This is a genomic window from Pseudomonas sp. o96-267 (assembly GCF_003935465.1).
Classification (GTDB): domain Bacteria; phylum Pseudomonadota; class Gammaproteobacteria; order Pseudomonadales; family Pseudomonadaceae; genus Aquipseudomonas; species Aquipseudomonas sediminis.
Genome location: NZ_RHQP01000002.1, coordinates 201,181 through 222,967 on the forward strand (window position 1 = coordinate 201,181; position 21,787 = coordinate 222,967).

General features: G+C 62.2%; 18 protein-coding genes and 3 tRNA genes. 13 read left to right on the forward strand and 8 right to left on the reverse strand.

Annotated features, from left to right (window positions below):
- Positions 1-114: 114 nt before the first annotated feature.
- The 5 genes from EGJ86_RS02320 to EGJ86_RS02340 all read left to right on the forward strand — a co-directional run bounded on the left by EGJ86_RS02320 (position 115) and on the right by EGJ86_RS02340 (position 4,920).
- Positions 115-744, forward strand: a complete 630-nt coding sequence (locus EGJ86_RS02320; protein ID WP_125833849.1) for a DUF1780 domain-containing protein — start codon at positions 115-117, stop codon at positions 742-744.
- Positions 741-1,289: an MOSC domain-containing protein gene (locus EGJ86_RS02325; RefSeq protein ID WP_125833851.1), complete on the forward strand. Its 549-nt coding sequence runs from the start codon at positions 741-743 to the stop codon at positions 1,287-1,289. The genes EGJ86_RS02320 and EGJ86_RS02325 overlap by 4 nt, the downstream gene beginning before the upstream one ends.
- A 24-nt stretch (positions 1,290-1,313) precedes the next feature.
- Positions 1,314-1,487: a DUF3094 family protein gene (locus tag EGJ86_RS02330; RefSeq protein ID WP_099522576.1), complete on the forward strand. Its 174-nt coding sequence runs from the start codon at positions 1,314-1,316 to the stop codon at positions 1,485-1,487.
- 63 nt (positions 1,488-1,550) lie between these two features.
- A complete protein-coding gene (locus tag EGJ86_RS02335) occupies positions 1,551-2,852 on the forward strand; it encodes an NAD(P)/FAD-dependent oxidoreductase (RefSeq protein WP_125833853.1) in 1,302 nt (433 codons plus the stop codon).
- A gap of 187 nt (positions 2,853-3,039) precedes the next feature.
- Complete coding sequence (locus tag EGJ86_RS02340; protein WP_125833855.1) at positions 3,040-4,920, forward strand: potassium transporter Kup; 1,881 nt, start codon at positions 3,040-3,042, stop codon at positions 4,918-4,920.
- Between the two features lie 46 nt (positions 4,921-4,966).
- Here the strand turns inward: EGJ86_RS02340 and EGJ86_RS02345 are convergent.
- The 3 genes from EGJ86_RS02345 to EGJ86_RS02355 form a co-directional block, all read right to left on the reverse strand.
- Positions 4,967-5,042 (reverse strand) — tRNA-Lys (locus tag EGJ86_RS02345).
- 5 nt (positions 5,043-5,047) lie between these two features.
- Positions 5,048-5,124, reverse strand: a tRNA-Pro gene (locus EGJ86_RS02350).
- Positions 5,125-5,133: 9 nt separating this feature from the next.
- Positions 5,134-5,209 (reverse strand) — tRNA-Asn (locus tag EGJ86_RS02355).
- 206 nt (positions 5,210-5,415) lie between these two features.
- Between EGJ86_RS02355 and EGJ86_RS02360 the strand changes: the two genes are divergently transcribed.
- Positions 5,416-7,740 (forward strand): DUF1631 domain-containing protein, encoded by a 2,325-nt coding sequence (locus tag EGJ86_RS02360; protein ID WP_125833857.1) that lies wholly within the window; start codon positions 5,416-5,418, stop codon positions 7,738-7,740.
- A gap of 9 nt (positions 7,741-7,749) precedes the next feature.
- Positions 7,750-8,082: a PilZ domain-containing protein gene (locus tag EGJ86_RS02365; RefSeq protein ID WP_125833859.1), complete on the forward strand. Its 333-nt coding sequence runs from the start codon at positions 7,750-7,752 to the stop codon at positions 8,080-8,082.
- Positions 8,083-8,147: 65 nt separating this feature from the next.
- On the opposite strand, the gene ettA is transcribed toward EGJ86_RS02365, so the two are convergent.
- Complete coding sequence (gene ettA / locus EGJ86_RS02370; protein ID WP_099522581.1) at positions 8,148-9,815, reverse strand: energy-dependent translational throttle protein EttA; 1,668 nt, start codon at positions 9,813-9,815, stop codon at positions 8,148-8,150.
- 451 nt (positions 9,816-10,266) lie between these two features.
- On the opposite strand from ettA, the gene EGJ86_RS02375 reads away from it, so the two are divergent.
- Together EGJ86_RS02375 and glyA are read left to right on the forward strand one after the other, a co-directional pair.
- Positions 10,267-14,487 (forward strand): EAL domain-containing protein, encoded by a 4,221-nt coding sequence (locus EGJ86_RS02375; protein ID WP_177432740.1) that lies wholly within the window; start codon positions 10,267-10,269, stop codon positions 14,485-14,487.
- Positions 14,488-14,634: 147 nt separating this feature from the next.
- On the forward strand, positions 14,635-15,888 hold the full coding sequence (gene glyA, locus EGJ86_RS02380; protein WP_125833861.1) for a serine hydroxymethyltransferase: 1,254 nt from the start codon (positions 14,635-14,637) through the stop codon (positions 15,886-15,888).
- A 61-nt stretch (positions 15,889-15,949) separates the two neighbouring features.
- Here the strand turns inward: glyA and EGJ86_RS02385 are convergent, their stop codons facing one another.
- A complete protein-coding gene (locus EGJ86_RS02385) occupies positions 15,950-16,456 on the reverse strand; it encodes a DUF3015 domain-containing protein (protein ID WP_125833863.1) in 507 nt (168 codons plus the stop codon).
- A 165-nt stretch (positions 16,457-16,621) separates the two neighbouring features.
- Between EGJ86_RS02385 and EGJ86_RS02390 the strand changes: the two genes are divergently transcribed.
- Positions 16,622-16,993: a PilZ domain-containing protein gene (locus EGJ86_RS02390; protein WP_099522584.1), complete on the forward strand. Its 372-nt coding sequence runs from the start codon at positions 16,622-16,624 to the stop codon at positions 16,991-16,993.
- A 161-nt stretch (positions 16,994-17,154) separates the two neighbouring features.
- Here the strand turns inward: EGJ86_RS02390 and EGJ86_RS25060 are convergent, their stop codons facing one another.
- Together EGJ86_RS25060 and radA are read right to left on the reverse strand one after the other, a co-directional pair.
- Complete coding sequence (locus EGJ86_RS25060; protein WP_177432743.1) at positions 17,155-17,301, reverse strand: hypothetical protein; 147 nt, start codon at positions 17,299-17,301, stop codon at positions 17,155-17,157.
- A gap of 183 nt (positions 17,302-17,484) precedes the next feature.
- On the reverse strand, positions 17,485-18,843 hold the full coding sequence (radA, locus tag EGJ86_RS02395) for a DNA repair protein RadA (RefSeq protein WP_125833865.1): 1,359 nt from the start codon (positions 18,841-18,843) through the stop codon (positions 17,485-17,487).
- 97 nt (positions 18,844-18,940) lie between these two features.
- On the opposite strand from radA, the gene EGJ86_RS02400 reads away from it, so the two are divergent.
- Positions 18,941-19,435 carry a GNAT family N-acetyltransferase gene (locus EGJ86_RS02400; protein WP_125833868.1) on the forward strand — a complete coding sequence of 165 codons (495 nt, stop codon included), beginning with the start codon at positions 18,941-18,943 and terminating at the stop codon, positions 19,433-19,435.
- Between the two features lie 117 nt (positions 19,436-19,552).
- Here the strand turns inward: EGJ86_RS02400 and EGJ86_RS02405 are convergent, their stop codons facing one another.
- Positions 19,553-20,311 (reverse strand): SDR family oxidoreductase, encoded by a 759-nt coding sequence (locus tag EGJ86_RS02405; protein ID WP_125833870.1) that lies wholly within the window; start codon positions 20,309-20,311, stop codon positions 19,553-19,555.
- A gap of 108 nt (positions 20,312-20,419) precedes the next feature.
- On the opposite strand from EGJ86_RS02405, the gene EGJ86_RS02410 reads away from it, so the two are divergent.
- Both EGJ86_RS02410 and EGJ86_RS02415 read left to right on the forward strand, forming a co-directional pair.
- The gene (locus EGJ86_RS02410) at positions 20,420-21,154 is read left to right on the forward strand and encodes a HugZ family protein (protein ID WP_125833872.1); all 735 of its coding nucleotides are present in this window, start codon (positions 20,420-20,422) and stop codon (positions 21,152-21,154) included.
- Positions 21,155-21,218: 64 nt separating this feature from the next.
- Positions 21,219-21,668 carry an FxsA family protein gene (locus EGJ86_RS02415; RefSeq protein ID WP_125833874.1) on the forward strand — a complete coding sequence of 150 codons (450 nt, stop codon included), beginning with the start codon at positions 21,219-21,221 and terminating at the stop codon, positions 21,666-21,668.
- The last annotated feature ends 119 nt before the right edge of the window (positions 21,669-21,787 follow it).

A 21,787-nucleotide genomic window follows, 5' to 3' on the forward strand; every position in this document is an offset into this window, starting at 1 on the left:
GCCCTGCCATTGATCGACAACAGCCAACGAAACCCTGCTGGATTTCCACGCTCACTGGAACGACTGGAGTTGCAGCACTGGCATGCGGGTAAGCGCTACGGCTAAGCTTTGGTCATGGACGATTCCGATTACCTGCGCTTACTCACGCACCAGGCCGAACAGGCCAATGCCTTCCTCTCCAACGCGAAGAAATGGGAGCGTGAGCGCTGGGTTTGTCAGCGCCTGCTGCAGGCCTTGAATGTACGCCATCACAGCGACGACTTTACACCCAGTGGCCAGGAGCCACCGGACGTCCTGTTTCGCGATGCCAATTTCGAAGTGTTCTTCGTGCTCGATGAAGGTCGGCGCCTCAATGACGAATGGCGCGCCGAGCTGGAGCGTCGCCGCAGCGCCTTTTCCCTCAGCCAACTGGTCAGGCGCGAAGCGCGCCCCAAACGTATTCCAGCCAGCGAGATGCAGACGAGGCTGGCGCCGACCTTGCGCAAGAAGGCGCATAACTATCGCGAGCGTGGCATCGACCTCGGCGAACTCGATCTGGTCGCCTTCGTCAGCCTCAAGCGCGCTGTGCTCGACTGCAACAGCCACTTCCCGCCGCCCACCGAATATCTGCGCCAGGGCTGGCGCTCGCTGTCGCTGGTTGGCCCGCGCTTCGCCCGCGTGCTGTTCGCTCACCCGGACGCGCCGGATTTTCTGCGGCACAACCTCGGGCGCAGTCTGCTGTTCGACATCGGAATCGGCCTATGAGCCCCTTGCAGGAATTGCTCGCCGAGGTGCCGCAGGTCGGCCAGGTACGCTGGATAGGGGTTCGCCCCAAGGCGCGCGAGGCGATGCTCGAAGTTGAGGCCGTGGAAGCCCGACGCGACGCCGGCCTGACGGGTGATCACAGCCGACCCGGGCCACGCAATGCACGCCAGGTCACGCTGATCCAATGGGAGCACCTGGCCGTGGTTGCCGCCCTGCTCGGCCGCGATACGCCCATGCTACCCAGCGAGCTGCGCCGCAATATCGCGGTTGCCGGCATCAATCTGTTCAGCCTGAAGGGTCGGCGTTTTCGCATCGGCCAGGCACTGCTGGAGACCACCGGCTGGTGCCAACCCTGCGCCCGCCTGGAAGAGCGTCTAGGGCGCGGCACCTTCCAGGCCATGCGTGGCCATGGCGGTATCACCGCTCGCGTGATCGAGGGCGGCATCATCCGCCTGGAAGACGCGGTAAACGTGGAAACCCTCGAAACGATATCTGACCCGCAGGACAACGACGCTCGCCAAGGCTGGCGGGCACGCCTAGAATAGTTGCATTCAAGCAGAGGCCCACCCATGACCAGTCGCCTGAGCCCCGAAGACCAGCAGAAAGTCGACCAATACCTGAGCGCACCGCAGCATCAGGTCGAACGTCAACCGTTTCGCGTTTGGCGGCTGCTGGCGGTGGTCCTGGTCGTGACCATTGGTCTGGGCCTGCTGAGCCGCCTTCTGAGTCGACTGGTGCTATGAGCTGCCTTGCGCTCGCCCTTTCGCACTCACACCGCATTTTTCAAAGCCTTGTGAGCAATATCCATGTCCCATCGCATCGTGATTGTCGGCGGCGGCGCCGGCGGTTTGGAGCTGGCCACCCGCCTTGGTAGAAAACTGGGCAAAAGTGGCGCTGCCCGGATCATTCTGGTCGACGCCAACCTCACCCACATCTGGAAGCCCCTGCTGCACGAAGTGGCCGCCGGCTCGCTGAATTCCTCGGAAGACGAACTGAACTATGTGGCCCAGGCCAAGTGGAACCATTTCGAGTTCCAGCTCGGGCGCATGTCCGGCCTCGATCGTGCAAGCAAGAGCATCACTCTAGCACCCACGCTGGATGATGACGGCCAGGTGCTGATGCCTGAGCGCCGCATCAGCTATGACAGCCTGGTGATCGCCGTCGGCAGCACCACCAACGATTTCGGCACCGCCGGTGCTGCCGAACACTGCATCTTCCTCGACACCCGCGCGCAGGCCGAACGCTTCCACCGGCGCATGCTCAGCCACTACCTGCGCGCGCATGCCAGCGAGAGCGAAGACGGCTCGAAGATCGATATCGCCATCGTGGGTGCCGGTGCCACTGGTGTCGAGCTGGCTGCAGAACTGCACCATGCCGCCAAACAGCTGGCTGCCTATGGCCTCAATCGCATTCGCCCCGAAGACATGCGCATCACCCTGATCGAAGCCGGGCCGCGTGTACTGCCAGCCCTGCCCGAGCGCATCGCCCGCCCGGTGCACCAGACCCTGGAGAAGCTCGGCGTCACCGTACTGACCGGCGCCGCCGTCAGTGAAGTGACTGCCGATGGCCTGAAAACCGCCGACGGCAACTTCATCCCGGCCAGCCTGAAAGTCTGGGCGGCCGGCATTCGCGCCCCCGGTTTTCTCAAGGAGCTCGACGGCCTGGAGAGCAACCGTATCAATCAGTTGCAGGTGCGTCCGACTCTGCAAACGACGCTCGATGACGACGTGTTCGCCTTTGGCGACTGCGCAGCCTGCCCGCAGCCGGGCACGGAGGGCCGCAACGTGCCGCCCCGCGCCCAGGCCGCACACCAGCAGGCATCGTTGTTAGCCAAGTCGCTACGTTTGAAGATCAGCGCCCAGCCACTGCCGGAATACCGCTATCGCGACTACGGCTCGCTGATCTCGCTGTCGAGTTTCTCTGCAGTCGGCAACCTGATGGGCAACCTGACCGGCAGCGTCATGCTCGAAGGCTGGCTGGCGCGAGTGTTCTACGTGTCGCTCTACCGCATGCACCAGATGGCTCTGTATGGCGTCCCACGTACCCTGCTGCTGATGCTCAGCGACCGCATCGGACGCAGTACCGAGCCACGCCTCAAGCTGCACTGAAGCTGTCTATACTGGGGCACGGACGCCCCAGTCGTTGGCGAGCGTCCTGCTCGCCAACATCTGCCCATTCGAGGCATCGCGCATGAATACGCAATGACCCGGCAACGCCCCGCCTTCAGCCGCGCCACAGGTTCGGCAACTACCTGACATCCCCATTCCAGAATCCGCCTGCAACGGAGCATCGCAGATGCACCCAAGCAATACGCCTGCCGCCAAACCCTCGGCCATTGCACTGCTGATCGCCGCTACCGGCGTGGTCTACGGCGACATCGGCACCAGCCCGCTGTACACCCTGAAGGAAGTGTTCAATTACGGCGTAGCACCCAATCACGAGGGCGTACTGGGCATTCTCTCGCTGATCATCTGGTCATTGATCTGGGTAGTATCGGTCAAGTACGTACTGTTCATTCTGCGCGCGGACAACGACGGCGAAGGCGGTGTCATGGCCCTGACCTCGCTGGCTCAACGCGCTGCACGCAACTACCCACGCCTGCGCAAGGTATTGCTGTTGATTGGCTTATTCGGGGCCGCGCTGTTCTTCGGCGACAGCATGATCACCCCGGCAATCTCGGTGCTGTCGGCGGTCGAAGGTCTGCAGGTCGCCTTCGACGGCATCGAGCGCTGGGTCGTGCCATTGGCGCTGGTGATCCTGGTCAGCCTGTTCCTGATCCAGAAACACGGTACAGCGCGCCTTGGCATTCTTTTCGGGCCAGTCATGCTGCTCTGGTTCAGCGTGCTTGCAGTGCTGGGCGTCCATGGCATCAGCCAGTACCCGGAAGTGCTCAAGGCGCTGAACCCTTACTGGTGCATTCACTTCTTCATCGTCCACCCCGGCATCGGCCTGGCCATCCTTGGCGCCGTGGTGCTGGCACTGACCGGCGCCGAGGCGCTGTATGCCGACATGGGCCACTTCGGTCGAAAGCCCATCGCCCGCGCCTGGTTTTTCCTGGTACTGCCGGGTCTGTTGCTCAACTATCTGGGGCAGGGCGCGCTGATCCTCGCCAACCCGGCCGCCGCACACAATCCGTTCTTCCTGCTGACACCGAGCTGGGCGCTGCTACCGATGGTGGCACTGTCCACCCTGGCCACGGTGATCGCCTCCCAGGCGGTGATCTCCGGCGCGTTCTCGCTGACCCACCAGGCCATCCAGCTGGGCTATATCCCGCGCATGTTCATCCAACACACCTCGGATACCGAACAGGGGCAGATCTACATTGGCACCGTGAACTGGATGCTGATGATCGGCGTCGTGCTGCTGGTGCTCGGTTTCGGCTCATCCAGTGCCCTCGCCTCGGCCTATGGCGTGGCGGTGACCGGCACCATGCTGATCACCACGCTGCTGGCCGCTGCCGTGATGCTGCTGTTGTGGAACCTGCCCAAGTGGCTTTCCCTGCCGATACTCGGTGGATTCCTGCTGGTCGACAGCCTGTTCTTCATCGCCAACCTGCCCAAAGTCCTGGCCGGCGGCGCTTTCCCGCTGGTCGCCGGGATCGTCCTGTTCGTATTGATGACCACCTGGAAGCGCGGCAAGGAGATCGTCTTCGAGCGCCTGGGCGAGAATGCCCTGCCACTCGAGGTGTTCAACGAAAGCATCGCCCGCCAACCCCCACATCGCGTCAAAGGCACTGCGGTGTTTCTGACCGCACGCACAGACAGCGTGCCGCATGCGCTGTTGCACAACCTGCTGCACAACCAGGTGCTGCATGAGCATGTGGTGTTGCTGACGGTGATCAGCGAGGACAGCCCGCGCGTTGCCGCCAGCAAGCGCGTACAAATTCAGGAGCATGGCGAAGGCTTCTACCGCGTTCTGCTGCACTTCGGCTTCAGCGAACGTCCTGACGTGCCATTGGCGCTCAGCCAATGCCAGGTTCCCGGGCTGAGTTTCGAACCGATGCACACCACCTACTTCATCAGCCGGGAATCGGTGGTTTCGACCAGCCGCATTGGCATGGCCCGTTGGCGCGAGATGATCTTCTCCTTCATGCTGAAGAACGCCAACAGCAGCCTGCGCTTTTTCAACCTGCCGCTCAACCGCGTGATCGAACTGGGTACTCAGGTGGAAATCTGAAACGCAGAAACGACGAAGCCCGCACTTGGCGGGCTTCGTCGTTGTATGGTGGGTCGTGTAGGATTCGAACCTACGACCAATTGGTTAAAAGCCAACTGCTCTACCAACTGAGCTAACGACCCAAAAATGGTCGGGGTAGGGGGATTCGAACTCCCGACATCTTGCTCCCAAAGCAAGCGCGCTACCGGACTGCGCTATACCCCGATAGGAAGTTGGCTCCGCGACCTGGACTCGAACCAGGGACCCAATGATTAACAGTCATTTGCTCTACCGACTGAGCTATCGCGGAACTTCGGTCTTCCAGCTCTTCTGCGCTTTGGCTTTCGCTTTACCGCTTCAGAGGCGCGCCATTTTACGTAGCAAAATTTCCCTGTCAACCCCTGCAAACTGCTTTTACGACAATGCTTTGCAGGCAAGCCATGGACTACTATATGTTTCATCGAACTGTGGCACGACGCAGGACGCGCCAGCCGAAGACGCCAGCCAGGACAGTCCATGAGCAACCAGGACAAGCCCCCCATTCATCCCAAGGTGGTCAGCCTCGCCAGCCGCGGTATACAGCCGCGCTTCAGCGATCTGGTACAAGCCTGCCGCAAGCTGGTGATGAATCGCCTGGCGGAGCATCTGAGTGGTGTATTCGGCCAAGTCGATGACACCCTGTTCGAATGCGCCGAAAAGGCCGAGAACAACAAGGTGCAGACGCTGTTCTTCGACAACATGCGCGAGATACGCCGCCAGCGCCCGCAGATCGAGCGCAGCTACCACCAGACCATCGCCAACAATTTTTCCGATTTTCTCGACGGCAAGTTGCAGGACCAGGCACCGGCCACACTCGACCCCGAGCAATTGGCCCTGGTGCAGAACGAGGATTACGAAGAAACCCTGCAGGTCACCAATATGGTCAGCCGGGTCAAGGCACGCTGTACCCAGCCACTATTTGCCCTGGAGCAGCGCCTGGCGCTGCTCAACAACGGTCAGAAGCTCGGCGAGGACAGCAACCCCTTCGGCCCACAGGCCATTGCCCAGGCGTTTCGCGATGCGCTGGCGCCCTGCCCCTTCCCGCTGCAGATCAAGACCATCCTCTACATGCTCTTCGATCGCCATGTGATGCAAAGCCTCGATTCACTCTATGGCGCGCTCAACCAGCGCCTGATCGATGCCGGCGTGCTGCCCAACCTCAAGTACAGCGCACAGATCACTCAAAGCGTCAGCCGCCCCGACACCCCAACGAAAGAAGCCCCGACGCCCCAACAGCAAACACCGGGCAGACCGGGTAAAAACCCTGCGCCCGTAGAGCCGGCACTGCTCGACCTGGACCTCAGCGCACCGCCGCCCAGTGAGCCGGGCGCGTTGTTCAGCGGCTTGTCCAGCCTGCTTGGCGAGCACCGCCAGAGCCACCCTGACGCCCCACTACTGGGGGGCACACGGAGTATCATCAGCTTCTCTCCGCGCGAGGCCAGCCGCACCTACAGCGCCAGCGAGTTGCTCGCTGCGCTCAACCGCATGCAACAGCAGTCAGCCCACGAACTGGCCCAGCGCCTGCATCAACCACAGGCCGTTGAAGGCCTCAAGGCCAACCTGCAGCAGCAGCTGGAATCGCACAGCAGCCTGCCCGGCGATAGCAAGGTGTCCGATCAGGAAGCCGACGTGATCGACCTGGTTGGCATGCTGTTCGACTTCATCCTCGATGACGAGAACCTGCCGGACGCCTGCAAGACAGCGCTGTCGCACCTGCATACGCCCTATCTGAAAATCGCGCTGCAGGACAAGGCGCTGTTCACCCAGCACCACCATCCAGCGCGGCGCCTGCTCAACACCATGGCCCAAGCCGGCGTGCTGTATGGCAACGAAGGCGACGAACGCGGCCTGCTGGCCAAGATGCAGTGGGTGGTCGAACGGGTGATTCACGGTTTCAGCGGTGACCTGGGGCTGTTCGACAGCCTGATCGAGGAATTCAACGAATACGTCGAAACCCTGCGCCACAAGGTCGAGCTGCGCGAACGCCGCGCAGTCGAGGCAGCCAAGGGCCGTGATCGCCTACTGGGAGCTCGCGAGCAGGCACTTGAGGTGGTTCAGCGATGCGTCGGGCAGCGCAACCTACCGACAATCATCCGCAATTTCCTCGAGCTGACCTGGGCCGATGTGCTGGTTTTCGTCCTGCTGCGCCATGGCGAGCAGAGCATGGAGTGGAAGCGCTCCTGCGAAGTGGCCGAGCAGCTGGCCTGGAGCGGCACCCCGCTGAACGAGACCGAGGCGCTGCAATTGCAGGAGCAGCGTGTGCCGATGCTGAGCGATCTGCGCAAGGGCCTGGAATTGCTCGGCGGCTATCACGAAGACGGCATCCGTCGCCTGCTGCAGGACCTGGTGGCCTGCCAGCATGCGGTGCAAGCCAAACAACCGCAGTTGGCCGCCCAGCTCAAACCCACCCTGCCAGAAAGTCCGTTGGGCGCCATGCTCGGCGAGGATGCCGACCTGGCTCGCCAGGCACCTTCGCGCAGCAAGCTCTCGGCGCGCGCACAAGCCCTGGCCAAGGAGCTGGCCAACGTCGAGTTCGGCACCTGGTTCGAGTTCGTCGAGGGCAGCAAGAGCCGCGTACTCAAGCTTTCCTGGTTCAGCCCGACCACGCACAACTACATGTTCGTCGACCACAGTGGCCAGCGCGTGGCGATCAAGCCGCTAACCCTGCTGGCCAGTGAGATGGAAAAGGGCCTGGCCCGTATCGTGACCCCCGAACGCGCGACGCCACTGGTCGATCGCGCGCTGACTGCCATCTACCGTGTGCTGCAGCGCTTCACTGGGCGCACGGCCGAACCCCGCTGAGGAATTTCCATGGAAGAGCGTCGTCAACACAGCCGCCATGGCACCGAGATGCAGCTGGAGGTCTTCGACCTGAACAGCGGGCAGCGCCTGGGCCGCATCGTCGACCTGTCTGCCGATGGCTTCATGCTGTTCAGCGACACCCCCCACACCGCCGATGCGGTGCTGGAATGCCGCCTGGTGTGCACCACAGGTGGCGATGCGGTACAGGAAGTACATCTGGGCGCCGATTGCCTGTGGAGCCGCCCCGGCGCCGACGGCCAGCATTGCTGGGCGGGCTTTCACATCATCGATCTGGCCGAGGACCAGGCCAAAGCGCTGGAGAGCCTGCTGGCCAGGCTCTGAACCAGCCGCGCGCCAGCACAACGAAAAACGGAGCCCGAAGGCTCCGTTTTTTTCATCTGGCGAACTTACTGCGCCAGCTTCTTGTAACGCACACGGTGCGGCTGCGCGGCGGCATCGCCCAGACGTTTCTTGCGATCGGCTTCGAACTCGGTGTAGTTGCCTTCGAAGAAGTTGACCTTGCCGTCGTCCTCGTAGGAGAGGATGTGCGTGGCAATACGGTCAAGGAACCAGCGATCGTGGGAAATCACTACCGCGGCGCCCGGGAAGTCCAGCAGCGCCTCTTCCAGCGCACGCAGGGTTTCCACGTCGAGGTCGTTGGACGGTTCGTCGAGCAGCAGCACGTTGCCGCCCTGCTTCAGGGTCAGCGCCATGTGCAGACGACCGCGCTCACCACCGGAGAGGTCCTTGACGAACTTCTGCTGGTCGGCGCCCTTGAAGTTGAAGCGACCGACATAACCGCGCGACGGCACTTCATAGTTGCCGACCTTGATCATGTCGAAACCGTCGGAAATCTGCTCCCACACGGTCTTGTTGCCTTCAAGCGCCTCGCGGCTCTGCTCGACGCTGGCGATCTGCACGGTTTCACCGATTTCGATGCTGCCGGCGTCCGGTTGCTCCTTGCCGGTGATCATGCGCAGCAGGGTCGACTTACCCGCACCGTTACCGCCGATCACGCCGACGATGGCGCCTTTGGGGATGCTGAAGGACAGGCCATCGATCAGCACACGGTCGCCGAAGGACTTCGAGACATTGACGAAGTCGATGACCTTGTCGCCCAGTCGCGGACCAGCCGGGATGTAGATCTCGTTGGTCTCGCTGCGTTTCTGGAATTCCTGCGACTGCATTTCCTCGAAACGCTGCAGGCGCGCCTTGGACTTGGACTGACGCGCCTTGGCACCCTGGCGTACCCATTCCAGTTCGGCCTTCATCGCCTTGGCGTGCGACGCCTCGGCCTTGGCTTCCTGGGCCAGACGGTTGGCCTTGGACTCCAGCCAGCCGGAGTAATTGCCCTCGTAGGGAATACCGTGGCCGCGGTCGAGCTCGAGAATCCAGCCGGCGACATTGTCGAGGAAGTAACGGTCGTGGGTGATGGCCACCACGGTGCCGGGGAAGTCGTGCAGGAAGCGCTCCAGCCAGGCCACCGAGTCGGCGTCCAGGTGGTTGGTCGGCTCGTCCAGCAACAGCATGTCGGGGGCCGACAGCAGCAGGCGGCACAGCGCCACGCGGCGCTTCTCACCACCGGACAGGTGCTCGATCTTGGCGTCCCAGGCCGGCAGACGCAGAGCGTCGGCGGCGACTTCCAGCTGGCGCTCCAGGTTGTGGCCATCGGACGCCTGCAGGATGGCTTCGAGTTTGGCCTGCTCGGCAGCCAGGGCGTCGAAGTCGGCGTCCGGCTCGGCATAGGCGGCGTAGACCTCGTCGAGACGGGCCTGGGCCTGCTTGATCTCGCCTACGGCCTCTTCGACGATGTCGCGCACCGTCTTGCTCGGGTCGAGCTGCGGTTCCTGCGGCAGGTAGCCGACCTTGATACCCGGCATCGGACGGGCTTCACCGTCGATCTCGGTATCGACACCGGCCATGATGCGCAGCAGCGTGGACTTACCGGCACCGTTGAGGCCCAGCACGCCGATCTTGGCACCTGGGAAGAATGACAGGGAGATGTCCTTGAGAATTTCACGCTTCGGCGGGACGACCTTGCTGACCCGATGCATGCTGTAGACGTACTGAGCCATGGAGAACCTGACTGATGAGAATTGGGAACTGGAAACGGCGCGCCATGCAGGTCGCGTGAAAACATGATGAATGCGTTGAGGGGCTATGTTCGCGTTAGCTGTTGTACACCCTGTAGGAGCGGATTTATCCGCGAAATTCGCGGCTGAAGCCGCTCCTACCGAAAAGCCAGGGTCGTTAACGTGCGCTAGCCATCAGTTTTCACACCACCTACGTGTACGCAATGTGCAGAGACCTTAGCCCCTGCGGAGGCGAACGCCAAGTACCGCGCGGACAGTTCACGCGCGCGGCGCAAAACTACCGGAATGTGCGTGACAGGGCAAACCTACGCTCGTCGGCATAGCTGGCACTTGGCCACGTTTGCAGGCATGCTAGCCGGCTCGCGCGAGCGCAGGCATGCTCGCGCGTCCCAACGCTTAAAATAGCCCAGCACTGGCTGCAGGTTCTCAGAACGTGTCGACTCCCTCATCCCTGCCTTCCTTCTCCCCGGGCGAGTCGCGCGCACCGAAGCGTCGCATGGCGCTGAGGCGCGCACTGGTCGTGTTGGTGCTGGCGATCCTGGGATTGCTGGCGTGGCAACTGACCCAGGAATATCGCCAGTTGCTTGATAGCCAGAAGCAGCTGAGCCAGGGTTACAGCATCCAACTGGCCAAGCACCTGAGCCTGAACATGCGCCTCAAGGCGCAGGCGGGCCAGGCGATATTGCAAGGCAACCCAGCACGCGCTGGCGACGGCAGCGCGCTGGTCGCCTCATTGCGCAGCATTTTCCCGACCCTCGACAGCGTGGCCTGGCTCGATGCCAACGGGCAGTTGCTGGCCGACAGCGCCAGTGAGTCGCGCGACCTCAGTTTCATTCGCAACCAGCAGCAACGCAGCGGTACGGAGCCCTATCACTTCGCGTTTAGCGCACTGGACGGCGGCGCTCTCTACTTGCTGCTGCGTCAGCCTGACGACAGTCACCGAGTATTGCGCATGCGTACCAGTGCACTGCGCGGCTGGCTGCGCGAGCAGCACCAGAGCGAGTACAACTGGTTACTTGAAGATCTGCTCAGCCACCGCGTGATAGCGCGCGCCGACGACCTGCAACAGGCAGGCAGCATCATCGCCCCGGTTACCGCGGCAGAACAGGCGCAGAGCCTGGAGCTGATCACCCTGCCCGGCAGTGACTGGCAACTTCGCGCCCTGTTCGATGCAGAGCGCGCCGGCAACGAGCTGATGCCGACCCTGGCCGGCAAGTTCTTGCTGTTCGCACTGTGCAGCCTGCTTACCCTACTGGTTCTGTACGGACTGCAACGCGAGCAACGCAGTCTGCAGCGCCTGAATACCGAAACACGCCGTTCGCTGCGCCAGGCCGCCAGTGCCCTGGGCGCCGTCGAAGAGCGCATTCTGGTGACTCAAGCCGACGGCAAAGTACGCTACCTGAACCCGCAGGCCGAAGCGTTGTTCGGGGTTCCTAGCGGCGTGGCCAGGGAACTCCATTTGCTTGATCTGCTGCCCGATCTCGACCCCCTGCTGCTCAACAGCCCACAACTGAGCAGTGATCTGGGAGCGGAGCTGATCAGAGTCGAAAGCGAGGGGCGCGAGCGCCTGTTCGCCGTGACCCGTAGCGATATCAGCGAGGTCGGGCGCCATGCCGGTTACGTCTGGGTGCTGCGCGATGTGACCGATGAACAGCAGGCCATGCGCGTGCTGCAGGAAACCCGCAGGCGCTACCAGGACATCTTCGATGGCACCGGCGTGGCTCTGTGCGTGCTCGATCTCTCCGGCCTGCGCAGCCTGTTGCTGCAGCACAAGTTGCGCGATGCGGCGGGTTTGCAACGCTGGTTGCAAGCCGATGCCGAGCATCAGCAACTGCTGATCGAGCAGTTGCGCATTACCGAGGCCAACCAGGTGGCGCTCAACCTGCTCGGGGTGAAGTCAACCGAGCAGGCCTGGCAACAGCTGATTGACAACGGCCCGGTACAGCCGGACGACCTGTGTTACCGCCTGGCCGTGGCCGTACTCGAAGGCCCCAACCTGATGGAACTGGAAACCCAGCTGGTCACCGCACAAGGCTTGCAGCGTCACGTCTGGCTGGTGCTGCGCCTGCCGGAAATGCTCCAGGACTATCAGGCAGTCACCCTGAGCATCAGCGACATCACAAGCCGCAAGCGCATTGAGCTGTCGCTGATTGAGCGTGAGCGTTTCTGGTCCGAAGTGGTTCGCTCGGTTCCCGACTTGCTCTACGTGCATGACATGCAGAACAAGCAGGTGCTGTTCAGCAACCACAGCCTCGGACTGCAGCTGGGCTATAGCATCAGCGAGCTCAAGGCGATGAGCAGGGACTTCTGGGAGCAGGTACTGCACCCGGACGACAGCGAATACTACTGGCGCATCCGCAACCTACAGAAAGTGGTCGGCAACGGTTTGCTGCTCGAATCAGTGCTGCGCTGGCGTCACCGCGACGGCCAGTGGCGCTGGTTCAGCATCCGCGAACAGGCCCTGGCGCGCGATGATCGCGGGCGCGTCAGCCGCCTGATCGGCGTGGCCAAGGACATTACCGAGCAGATCGAGCGCAACCAATCGCTGCGTGACAGCGAGCAACGCTACCGTCTGCTGGCGGAAAGCATCAGCGACGTGATCGTCTCCACCGACGACAGCCTGAACTTGAACTACGTCAGTCCGTCGGTCGAAGCCATGCTCGGTTACGACGCCGAATGGGTGACAACCAACGGCCTGCAAGGCCTCGCGGCCAACCCGCAGCAGCTCGCCAGCCTCTACCTGCTGCTCGAGCGGATTCGCGACTCACTCGGCGAGCAGGATCGACTCAACCGCTTGCGCGATGAACTGCCAGACCAGCTGTTCGTCTTCGACTGCCTGCGCGCCGATGGCCACAAGATCCCGGTGGAACTGCGCCTGGTATTGATGTGGGACGAGAACGGTCGCTTCGAGGGCATCCTCGGCGTTGGCCGCGACGTCAGCCAGCAACGTCGCGCGGAAAAAGACCTGCGCATGGCTGCCACGGTATTCGAACACTCCACCGCAGCGATTCTGGTGACCGACCCGGCCGGTTACATCGTACAAGTCAACAAGGCCTTCAGCCGCGTCAGTGGTTATTCCGCCGGGCAAGTGCTCGACCAGCTTCCAGGCATGCTCACCGCCGATCGCCAGCAGGCGGCACACCTGCAGTACATCCTCGGCCAACTCAACCAGCGTGGCAGCTGGGAGGGCGAGGTGTGGCTCAAGCGCAAGGGTGGCGAGAACTTCCCTGCCTGGGTCGGCATCACCGCGGTACATGACGAAGAAGGTGACCTGGTCAGCTATGTGTGCTTCTTCAGCGACATCAGCGAACGCAAGGCCAGCGAACAGCGCATCCACCGCCTGGCCTACTACGACGCCCTGACCCACCTGCCCAACCGCACCCTGTTCCAGGATCGCCTGCACAGTGCCCTGCAACATGCGGATCGGCATGATGAATGGGTGGTGTTGATGTTCCTCGACCTCGACCGCTTCAAGCCGATCAACGACTCGCTCGGCCACGCTGCCGGCGACCGTATGCTCAAGGATGTGGCCGTGCGCCTGTCGGCCTGCGTCGATGGCGACGACACCGTGGCGCGCATGGGCGGCGACGAATTCACCCTGTTGTTGCAACCGCGCGCCACCCGTGGGGGCGCACTGAATCGCGCCATCCATGTCGCCGAGCAGATTCTCTCCAGCCTGGCCCGCCCCTTCGTGCTCGAAGGCCGCGAGTTCTTCGTCACCGCCAGTATCGGCATCGCCCTCGCCCCGCAGGACGGTAGCGAACTGAGCCAACTGATGAAGAACGCCGACACCGCGATGTATCACGCCAAGGAGCGCGGCAAGAACAACTTCCAGTTCTACCAGGCCGACATGAACGCCAGCGCCCTGGAGCGTCTGGAGCTGGAAAGCGATCTGCGCCATGCCCAGGAGCAGGGCCAGTTCGTCCTGCATTATCAGCCGCAGTTCTCGGGCGACGGCAGTCGCCTGACCGGGGCCGAAGCACTGCTGCGCTGGAACCACCCGAGCCGCGGCCTGGTATCACCCACCGAGTTCATTCCGGTGCTGGAAGAGCTCGGCCTGGTAGTCCAGGTCGGCGAATGGGTACTGGAGGAAGCCTGCCGCCAGTTCAAGGCATGGCAAGAAGAGCAGATACGTATCCCCAAGATCTCGGTCAACCTGTCGGCCCGTCAGTTCGCCGAAGGTGATCTGAGCGCACGGATCGCCACCATTCTGGACAGAACCGGCGTGGCCCCGGCCTGTCTGGAGCTGGAGCTGACCGAAAGCATACTGATGCGTGACGTCGCCAGCGCCATGCAAACGCTCGGCAACCTCAAGCGTTTGGGACTGTGCATTGCGGTGGATGACTTCGGCACCGGCTACTCGTCGCTGAACTACCTCAAGCAGTTCCCCATCGATGTCTTGAAGATCGACCGCAGCTTCGTCGACGGCCTGCCCGATGGTGAGCAGGACGCGCAGATCGCTCGCGCCATCATCGCCATGGCGCACAGCCTGAACATGATGGTGATCGCCGAGGGCGTGGAGAGCCAGGCACAACTGGACTTCCTGCGCGAACACGACTGCGACGAAGTGCAGGGCTACCTGCTGGGTAGACCGATGCCCGCTCGGCAGCTCACCGCCCAGTTCAGCGGCGCAGCGCTGTTCATGCTCAGCTGACTGGCCGGACACCAGTAGGCCCTGCGCCAAACTCAGCATGAAGGCCATTTATCAGGCTCATGACCGACCTTCATATGCCTGAATGCGACCTTTGCGGTAGAATCCGCCGCCTATTTCTTCCGCCCAACTGGTTTTCAGGGGATTGCCATGTTCAGCCGTGATTTGAACCTCGCTCGTTATGACGCCGAACTCTTTGCCGCGATGGAGCAAGAAGCTCAGCGCCAGGAAGAGCACATCGAGCTGATCGCCTCGGAAAACTACACCAGCCCGGCGGTGATGGAAGCCCAGGGCAGCGTGCTGACCAACAAGTACGCTGAAGGCTATCCGGGCAAGCGTTACTACGGTGGTTGCGAGTACGTCGACGTGGTCGAGCAGCTCGCCATCGACCGCGCCAAGGAACTGTTTGGCGCCGACTACGCCAACGTCCAGCCACACTCCGGCAGCCAGGCCAACAGCGCCGTGTACATGGCCCTGCTCAACGCCGGCGATACCGTACTGGGCATGAGCCTGGCCCACGGCGGCCACCTGACCCACGGTGCCAGCGTCAGCTTCTCCGGCAAGATCTACAATGCCGTGCAGTACGGCATCAATGATCAAGGCCTGATCGACTACGACGAAGTCGAGCGCCTGGCCGTCGAGCACAAGCCGAAGATGATCATCGCCGGCTTCAGCGCCTACTCGCAGGTGCTCGACTTCCCGCGTTTCCGCGCCATCGCTGACAAGGTCGGCGCCTACCTGTTCGTCGACATGGCTCACGTGGCCGGCCTAGTCGCCGCCGGTCTGTACCCGAACCCGGTCCCGTTCGCCGACGTGGTCACCACCACCACGCACAAGACCCTGCGCGGCCCGCGCGGCGGCCTGATCCTGGCGCGCAAGAACGAAGAGCTGGAGAAGAAGTTCAACTCCGCGGTATTCCCGGGCGGCCAAGGCGGCCCGCTGGAGCACGTCATTGCCGCCAAGGCCGTATGCTTCAAGGAAGCACTGCAGCCTGAGTTCAAGACCTACCAGGCGCAGGTGATCAAGAACGCCCAGACCATGGCCCAGGTGTTCATCCAAAACGGCTACGACGTGGTTTCCGGTGGCACCGAGAACCACCTGTTCCTGCTCTCGCTGATCAAGCAGGACATCACCGGTAAGGATGCCGACGCAGCCCTGGGTCGCGCCTTCATCACCGTCAACAAGAACAGCGTCCCGAACGATCCGCGTTCGCCGTTCGTCACCTCCGGCCTGCGTATCGGTACCCCTGCGGTCACCACTCGCGGCTTCAAGGAAGACGAGTGCCGTCAACTGGCGGGCTGGATCTGCGACGTACTGGCCAACATCGGCAACGATGAAGTCGAAGGCCGCGTGCGTGAGCAGGTCAAAGCCCTGTGCGCCCAGTTCCCGGTTTACGGCAAGTAAGACAGCACTTGCAACGAAGAAGCCCGCCAATTGGCGGGCTTCTTTTTGCCTGGAATTTGCCTCAGGCCGGTTGTTTCACATAGCGCGCCAGTTGAGCGTCACGACTCATCACATCGAGGGTAGCGGCCAGCACCTGCTCGCTGGTGGCGTCGGCTTGGCTGAAGATGCTGCCGAAGTTGTCGTGGGTGACCTTGGCGAAGTGCGAACGATCCTTGGCCTCCACACCCAGCAAGGTGGCGTAGGCGTCCAGCGCTTCACCCTGGCCCATGGCCATGTCTTCGGCGATGGAATCGAGCATACCGTTCATCGCCAGCATGGAGCGGCCGTTGTAGCCCAGCGCGCCACTGGTGTCGCAACCATTGGTGCCTGAGGTCATACCGAAGGTGGCATTACCGAAGGTGCCGTTGGTGGTGGTGGCCAGAAAATGCGGGGCTATGCCACGCTGCCCTTCGAACAACATGTTGCCCCAGCCGCAGCCATTGCCACCCGCAGCGTCGGCAAATGCGCCAACACTGGCCATGCTCAACAGGCCGAAGACCAAACCTTTGCCTAGCAGTCGCTTGCTCATGTCTATTGCTCCGCATTATCGAGTAATGAAAACCACACAAGGAGCTTTGGTGAGACTTGGCCACCTGTCAAACTGATGTGCCTCAGCTGTGCCCTGCGACACCGCGGCAACGCACGGGGCCGTCAGCCTTGGCTATAGTGATGTAAATACTTCAGGAGTATGGGCATGAGTGAATCAGCCAACGAGCGTCGGCGCTTTCAGCGCATCGCCTTCGACGCCCCCACCGTCATCGCTCAAGGTGAGCGGCAATGGTCGGCAGCTCTGCACGATGTTTCACTCAAGGGCCTGCTGATCAAGACCCCGCGTGACTGGAACGGTGACCCGAACCAGCCCTTCGAAGCCCTTATCGAACTGGGAGATGAAGCCAAGGTAAAGATGGAAGTGGTGCTGACGCGCACCCAGCCGCAGTCCCTCGGCTTCGTCTGCCGCCATATCGATCTGGACTCCATCAGCCACCTGCGCCGCCTGGTCGAACTCAACCTTGGCGATGAACAGCTTCTGGAACGCGAACTGGCGGCGCTGGGCGAAGACGACTAGGTTCTATACGAAAAGTCGTCGAGCGAAGGTCAGGCGAGGCAAAAACCGGTGAGGAACGGACTGGGCTCGCACTCGAGTTTACGAGTGGTAAATGAGCATTCCGAACCGGTTTTTAACGAAGCATCACCGAGCGCAGGCACTTTTCGTACAGAACCTAGTGGTCAGTGACGCAGGCAGGCCGCTTCTGCCTGCTCACGGCGCTGGCGACGCGCCTGAATACGCTGCGCCTCACGACGTGCATCGCGCGACTGGACTGCTTTGGCGTCGAAGTTGAAAGCCCGGGAAAAGAAATCGAAGAACAGGAACATGATGGCATCTCCTTCAGTGGATACGCCTTCATGCTGCGCGCCGATAGCCTGCTACCTATTGATCTCGGTCAGTTTTCGCCCCGCCCCACTCGCGGCAGAACGCCGCATGCGTGGATCGCGGCTGTAGCCCCTCCCACAGCCGATTCATGGCGCCTGTGGTAAGGGTTTTAGCCGCGAATTAGCTTATTCGAAAAGCGTATCCAGCGCCTGTTCCAGCCGCGTGACAGCGACGACCTGCAGCCCAGGCGGCGCCTCCTTGGGCGCGTTGCCCTTGGGCACGATGGCACGCTTGAAGCCGTGCTTGGCCGCCTCTTTCAGCCGTTCCTGACCACTCGGCACCGGGCGGATCTCGCCAGACAGGCCGATCTCGCCGAACACCAGCAGGTCGTGCTGCAAAGGCCGGTTACGCAAGCTGGAGATCACCGCCGCCATCAACGCCAGGTCAGACGCCGTTTCCAGCACCTTGACCCCACCAACCACATTGAGAAACACGTCCTGGTCATAGGTCGGGATGCCGCCGTGGCGATGCAGCACCGCCAGGAGCATGGCCAGACGGTTCTGATCGAGGCCCAGGGTGACACGGCGTGGGTTGCCCAGATGACTGGTGTCGACCAGCGCCTGCACCTCCACCAGCATCGGCCGCGAGCCTTCCCAGGTGGCCATCACCACACTGCCGGGCACCGCCTCCTGAGCACGCGTGAGGAAGATCGCCGAGGGGTTGGAGACTTCCTTCAGGCCTTTGTCGGTCATGCCGAACACACCCAGCTCGTTGACCGCGCCGAAACGGTTCTTCACTGCCCGCAGCAGGCGCAGACGACCGTCGGACTCACCCTCGAAATACAGCACGGTATCGACCATGTGCTCCAGCACACGCGGGCCGGCCAGCGCGCCTTCCTTGGTCACGTGGCCGACGAGAAAGATCGCCGTACCGCTTTGTTTGGCGAAACGCACCAACAGCGCCGCACTCTCGCGCACCTGGGCGACACCGCCTGGCGCCGACTGCAGCTGCTCGGTGAAGATGGTCTGGATCGAGTCGATCACCATCACCTTGGGTTTTTCCTGGCGGGCAGTGGCGATGATCGTCTCGATGCAGGTCTCGGTCATGACCTTGAGCTTGTCCTGCGGCAGGTCCAGCCGCCGTGCACGCATCGCCACCTGCTGCTGCGACTCTTCGCCGGTGACGTAGAGGGCGGGAAAACGCGTGGCGATATTGCACAGCGTCTGCAGGAGGATGGTCGACTTGCCTATGCCTGGGTCACCACCGATCAGCACCACCGAGCCATCGACCAGGCCGCCGCCGAGCACCCTATCCAGCTCACCGGAAGCGGTGGAAAAACGCGGAATTTCCTCGACACTGACCTCAGCCAGGGTCTTGATATTGGCCTTGTCGCCGGCCCAGCCGGTGCGACCGCTGGGCGTAGCGCCCTCGACCACGGTTTCCACCAGGGTATTCCAGGCGCCGCACTCGCCACACTGCCCGGCCCACTTGGGAAAGGTGGCGCCACACTCGGTGCAGCCGTACATGCGTTTTGCCTTGGCCATGGGGAAATCGTCCTGCCTGTTGAGCGAAGGCTGGAACGATACCGAACTACTGGATAGATTTACAGACCACCGACACAGACCTTCACCAGGGAACACCATGCAGATCGAACTGCTACCCACCACCGCCGAGCAATTACCGCTGATCCGCAATCTTTATCAGTTCTACTCCTACGACAGCTCGGACTGGGAGCAGGAAGACGTAGAGGTCGATGGTCGTTTCTACATCCATGAGGAGCACCTGCAGCGCTATTGGCAGGAGCCGGGCTGGAGCGCCAGCCTGATCCTGGCTGATGGATTCATTGCCGGTTTTTTGCTGGTCGAGCGCAGCGAACTGCCCGCCATCGATGCACCGGAATTCGCCGATCTGTTCATCCTCAAGCGCTACCGCCGACTGGGTATCGGTCGTGCACTGGTGCAGCAGGCGATGGGCGACGGCAGCACCTGGTTGTTGCGCTTCTACCGCCAGGACAACGTGGCCCTGGCTTTCTGGCAACAGTTGATGAGCGAGTTGCCAAGACCGCCGAGAGCGGTCTGGACGGAAGATGAGGCAGAGGGGCTGCTGACTTATCTGATGAACCCGCCCGTGCATTGAAGCCTCTCAGCGCCGGTGACGTAGTCCAGATGAAATCCGGAAAGCCGGTGCGCACTACCCAGCACAAACAAAAACGCCCCGAACCAGTCGGGGCGTTTTTCGTTCAGGCCTGGCGGATTACAGACGCAGGCCGCCGTCCAGCTCCAGAATACGGCCGGTGTAGTAGTCGTTTTCCAGAATGTAGGCCACCGAGTGGGCGATCTCGGCCGGCTTGCCCATGCGCTTGAGCGGAATACCCGAGGTCATCTTCTCCAGGGCTTCCGGCTTCATGCTGCCGGTCATCTCGGTCTCGATGAAGCCCGGCGCTACGCCTGCGACGCGAATGCCGTAACGCGCCAGCTCCTTGGCCCAGACCACGGTGTCGGCAGCGACACCCGCCTTGGCAGCCGAGTAGTTGGCCTGGCCCATGTTGCCCGCGCGGGAAATGGAGGAGATGTTGACGATCGCACCCTCGTTCTTCAGCTCGATCATCTTCGCCGCGACTTCGCGAGTGCAGAGGAACACGCCGGTCAGGTTGACATCGATCACCGCCTGCCACTGCGCCAGGCTCATCTTGGTCATTTCACCATCCTTCACGCGGATGGTCAGGCCATCACGGAGGATGCCGGCATTGTTGACCAGGCCGTTGATGGCGCCGAAGTCATCGGCAACCTGGGCGACCATATGGGTCACCTGCTCTTCATCGGCAACGTTGCACAGATAGGCACGGGCGTCACCGCCGGCAGCCTTGCAAGCGGCCACGGCTTCGTCGAGCTTTTCCGCGTTCAGATCGACCAGCGCCAGCTTGGCACCCTTGGCCGCCAGGTACTCACCCATGGCGCGGCCCAGTCCCTGGCAACCGCCAGTGATGATGATGACTTTGTCTTTCAGTTGCATCGCTTTATCCCCTCAAGGTGCAGCATTTACCGACCCCGCTGATGCCCGCTAACCGCTATGCTAGGGCGTCTGTCCGTTTCTGACGGATTCTTTGCGAGGAGTCATAAGGTGAGCGTGAAAGCCGGCAAGCATGCACGAGAATTGCTGCTCAAGGAATACCGTGGCGTGCTCAGCACCCACTCCAAGGCCATGCCGGGTTTCCCTTTTGGATCGGTGGTGCCCTACTGCCTGGACGCCGAGGGCCGGCCGCTGATCCTGATCAGCCGTATCGCCCAGCACACCCATAATCTCGGGCAGGACGCCAAATGTTCGCTATTGGTCGGCGAACGTGGCGCAGAGGATGTGCAGGCGGTCGGCCGCCTCACTTTGCTCGCCGAAGCACGACAGTTGTATGACGAGAGCGAAATCGAAGCGGCCGCACAGCGTTATTACCGCTTTTTCCCCCAGTCGCGCGACTACCACCGGGCGCATGATTTCGATTTCTGGCGACTGGAGCCGGTGCGCTGGCGCTTCATCGGGGGCTTCGGGGCCATTCACTGGCTCGATGAGGTAACCCTGGCCAACCCCTTTGCGACGGACGGCAGCGAAACGAGCATGGTCGAGCACATGAACGAAGACCATGCCAAGGCCATTGCACATTACGTCGAACTGGCCGGCCTGCCGCAACACGAACCGGCGCAAATGGCCGGCGTCGACACCGAAGGCTTCCACCTGCGCATCGGCCAGAGCCTCTACTGGCTGGCCTTTCCAACATCCTGCAACAACCCGGGGCAGGTACGCGAAGCCCTGGTGATGCTGGCTCGCGCCGAGAGCTGGCCGACCAGTGGTGCGCCTTCAGCTTGAATTCAGGCCATCACCCCATACTTAACTCCTACTGGAAGCCCACTTCCGCCAAGGACCCACTGAAATGCGCGTCTTTTTGTTTCTCTTCCTGCTGTTCCCGATCATCGAGCTGGCCCTGCTGATCAAGGTCGGCAGCGCCATTGGCGTGCTGCCCACCCTGCTGCTGATCATCGGCACCGCGATTCTCGGCAGCGTGCTGCTGCGCGTCGCCGGGGTGGCCACTGCCTGGCGCGCCCGTGAAAAACTCTCGCGTGGCGAGCTGCCCGAGCAGGAAATGCTCGAAGGCCTGTTGATCGCCGTCGGCGGTGGCCTGCTGCTGTTGCCGGGCTTCATCAGCGACATCTTCGGCGTGCTCTGCCTGATTCCGTTCACCCGCCGCCTTTTGGTTGGCAAGATTCGCCGCCGTGCCGAGGAGCAGGCCCTGCGTCAGCGCGCCTTCTTCGATGACCAGGCCGCCCGCACCGGCAAGACCAACCCCAACGTGCTCGAAGGCGAGTACGAGCGCCGCGACTGATCCCTACAGTTCTGCAGGAGCCGGGGGGGGGGGGGGGGGGGACAGGGTGTTGGGGAGGCCGCCGCCCGCGCGGCCACCCGCCGCCCCCCCGCCGGGGCACCCAACAAAAACACCACCGC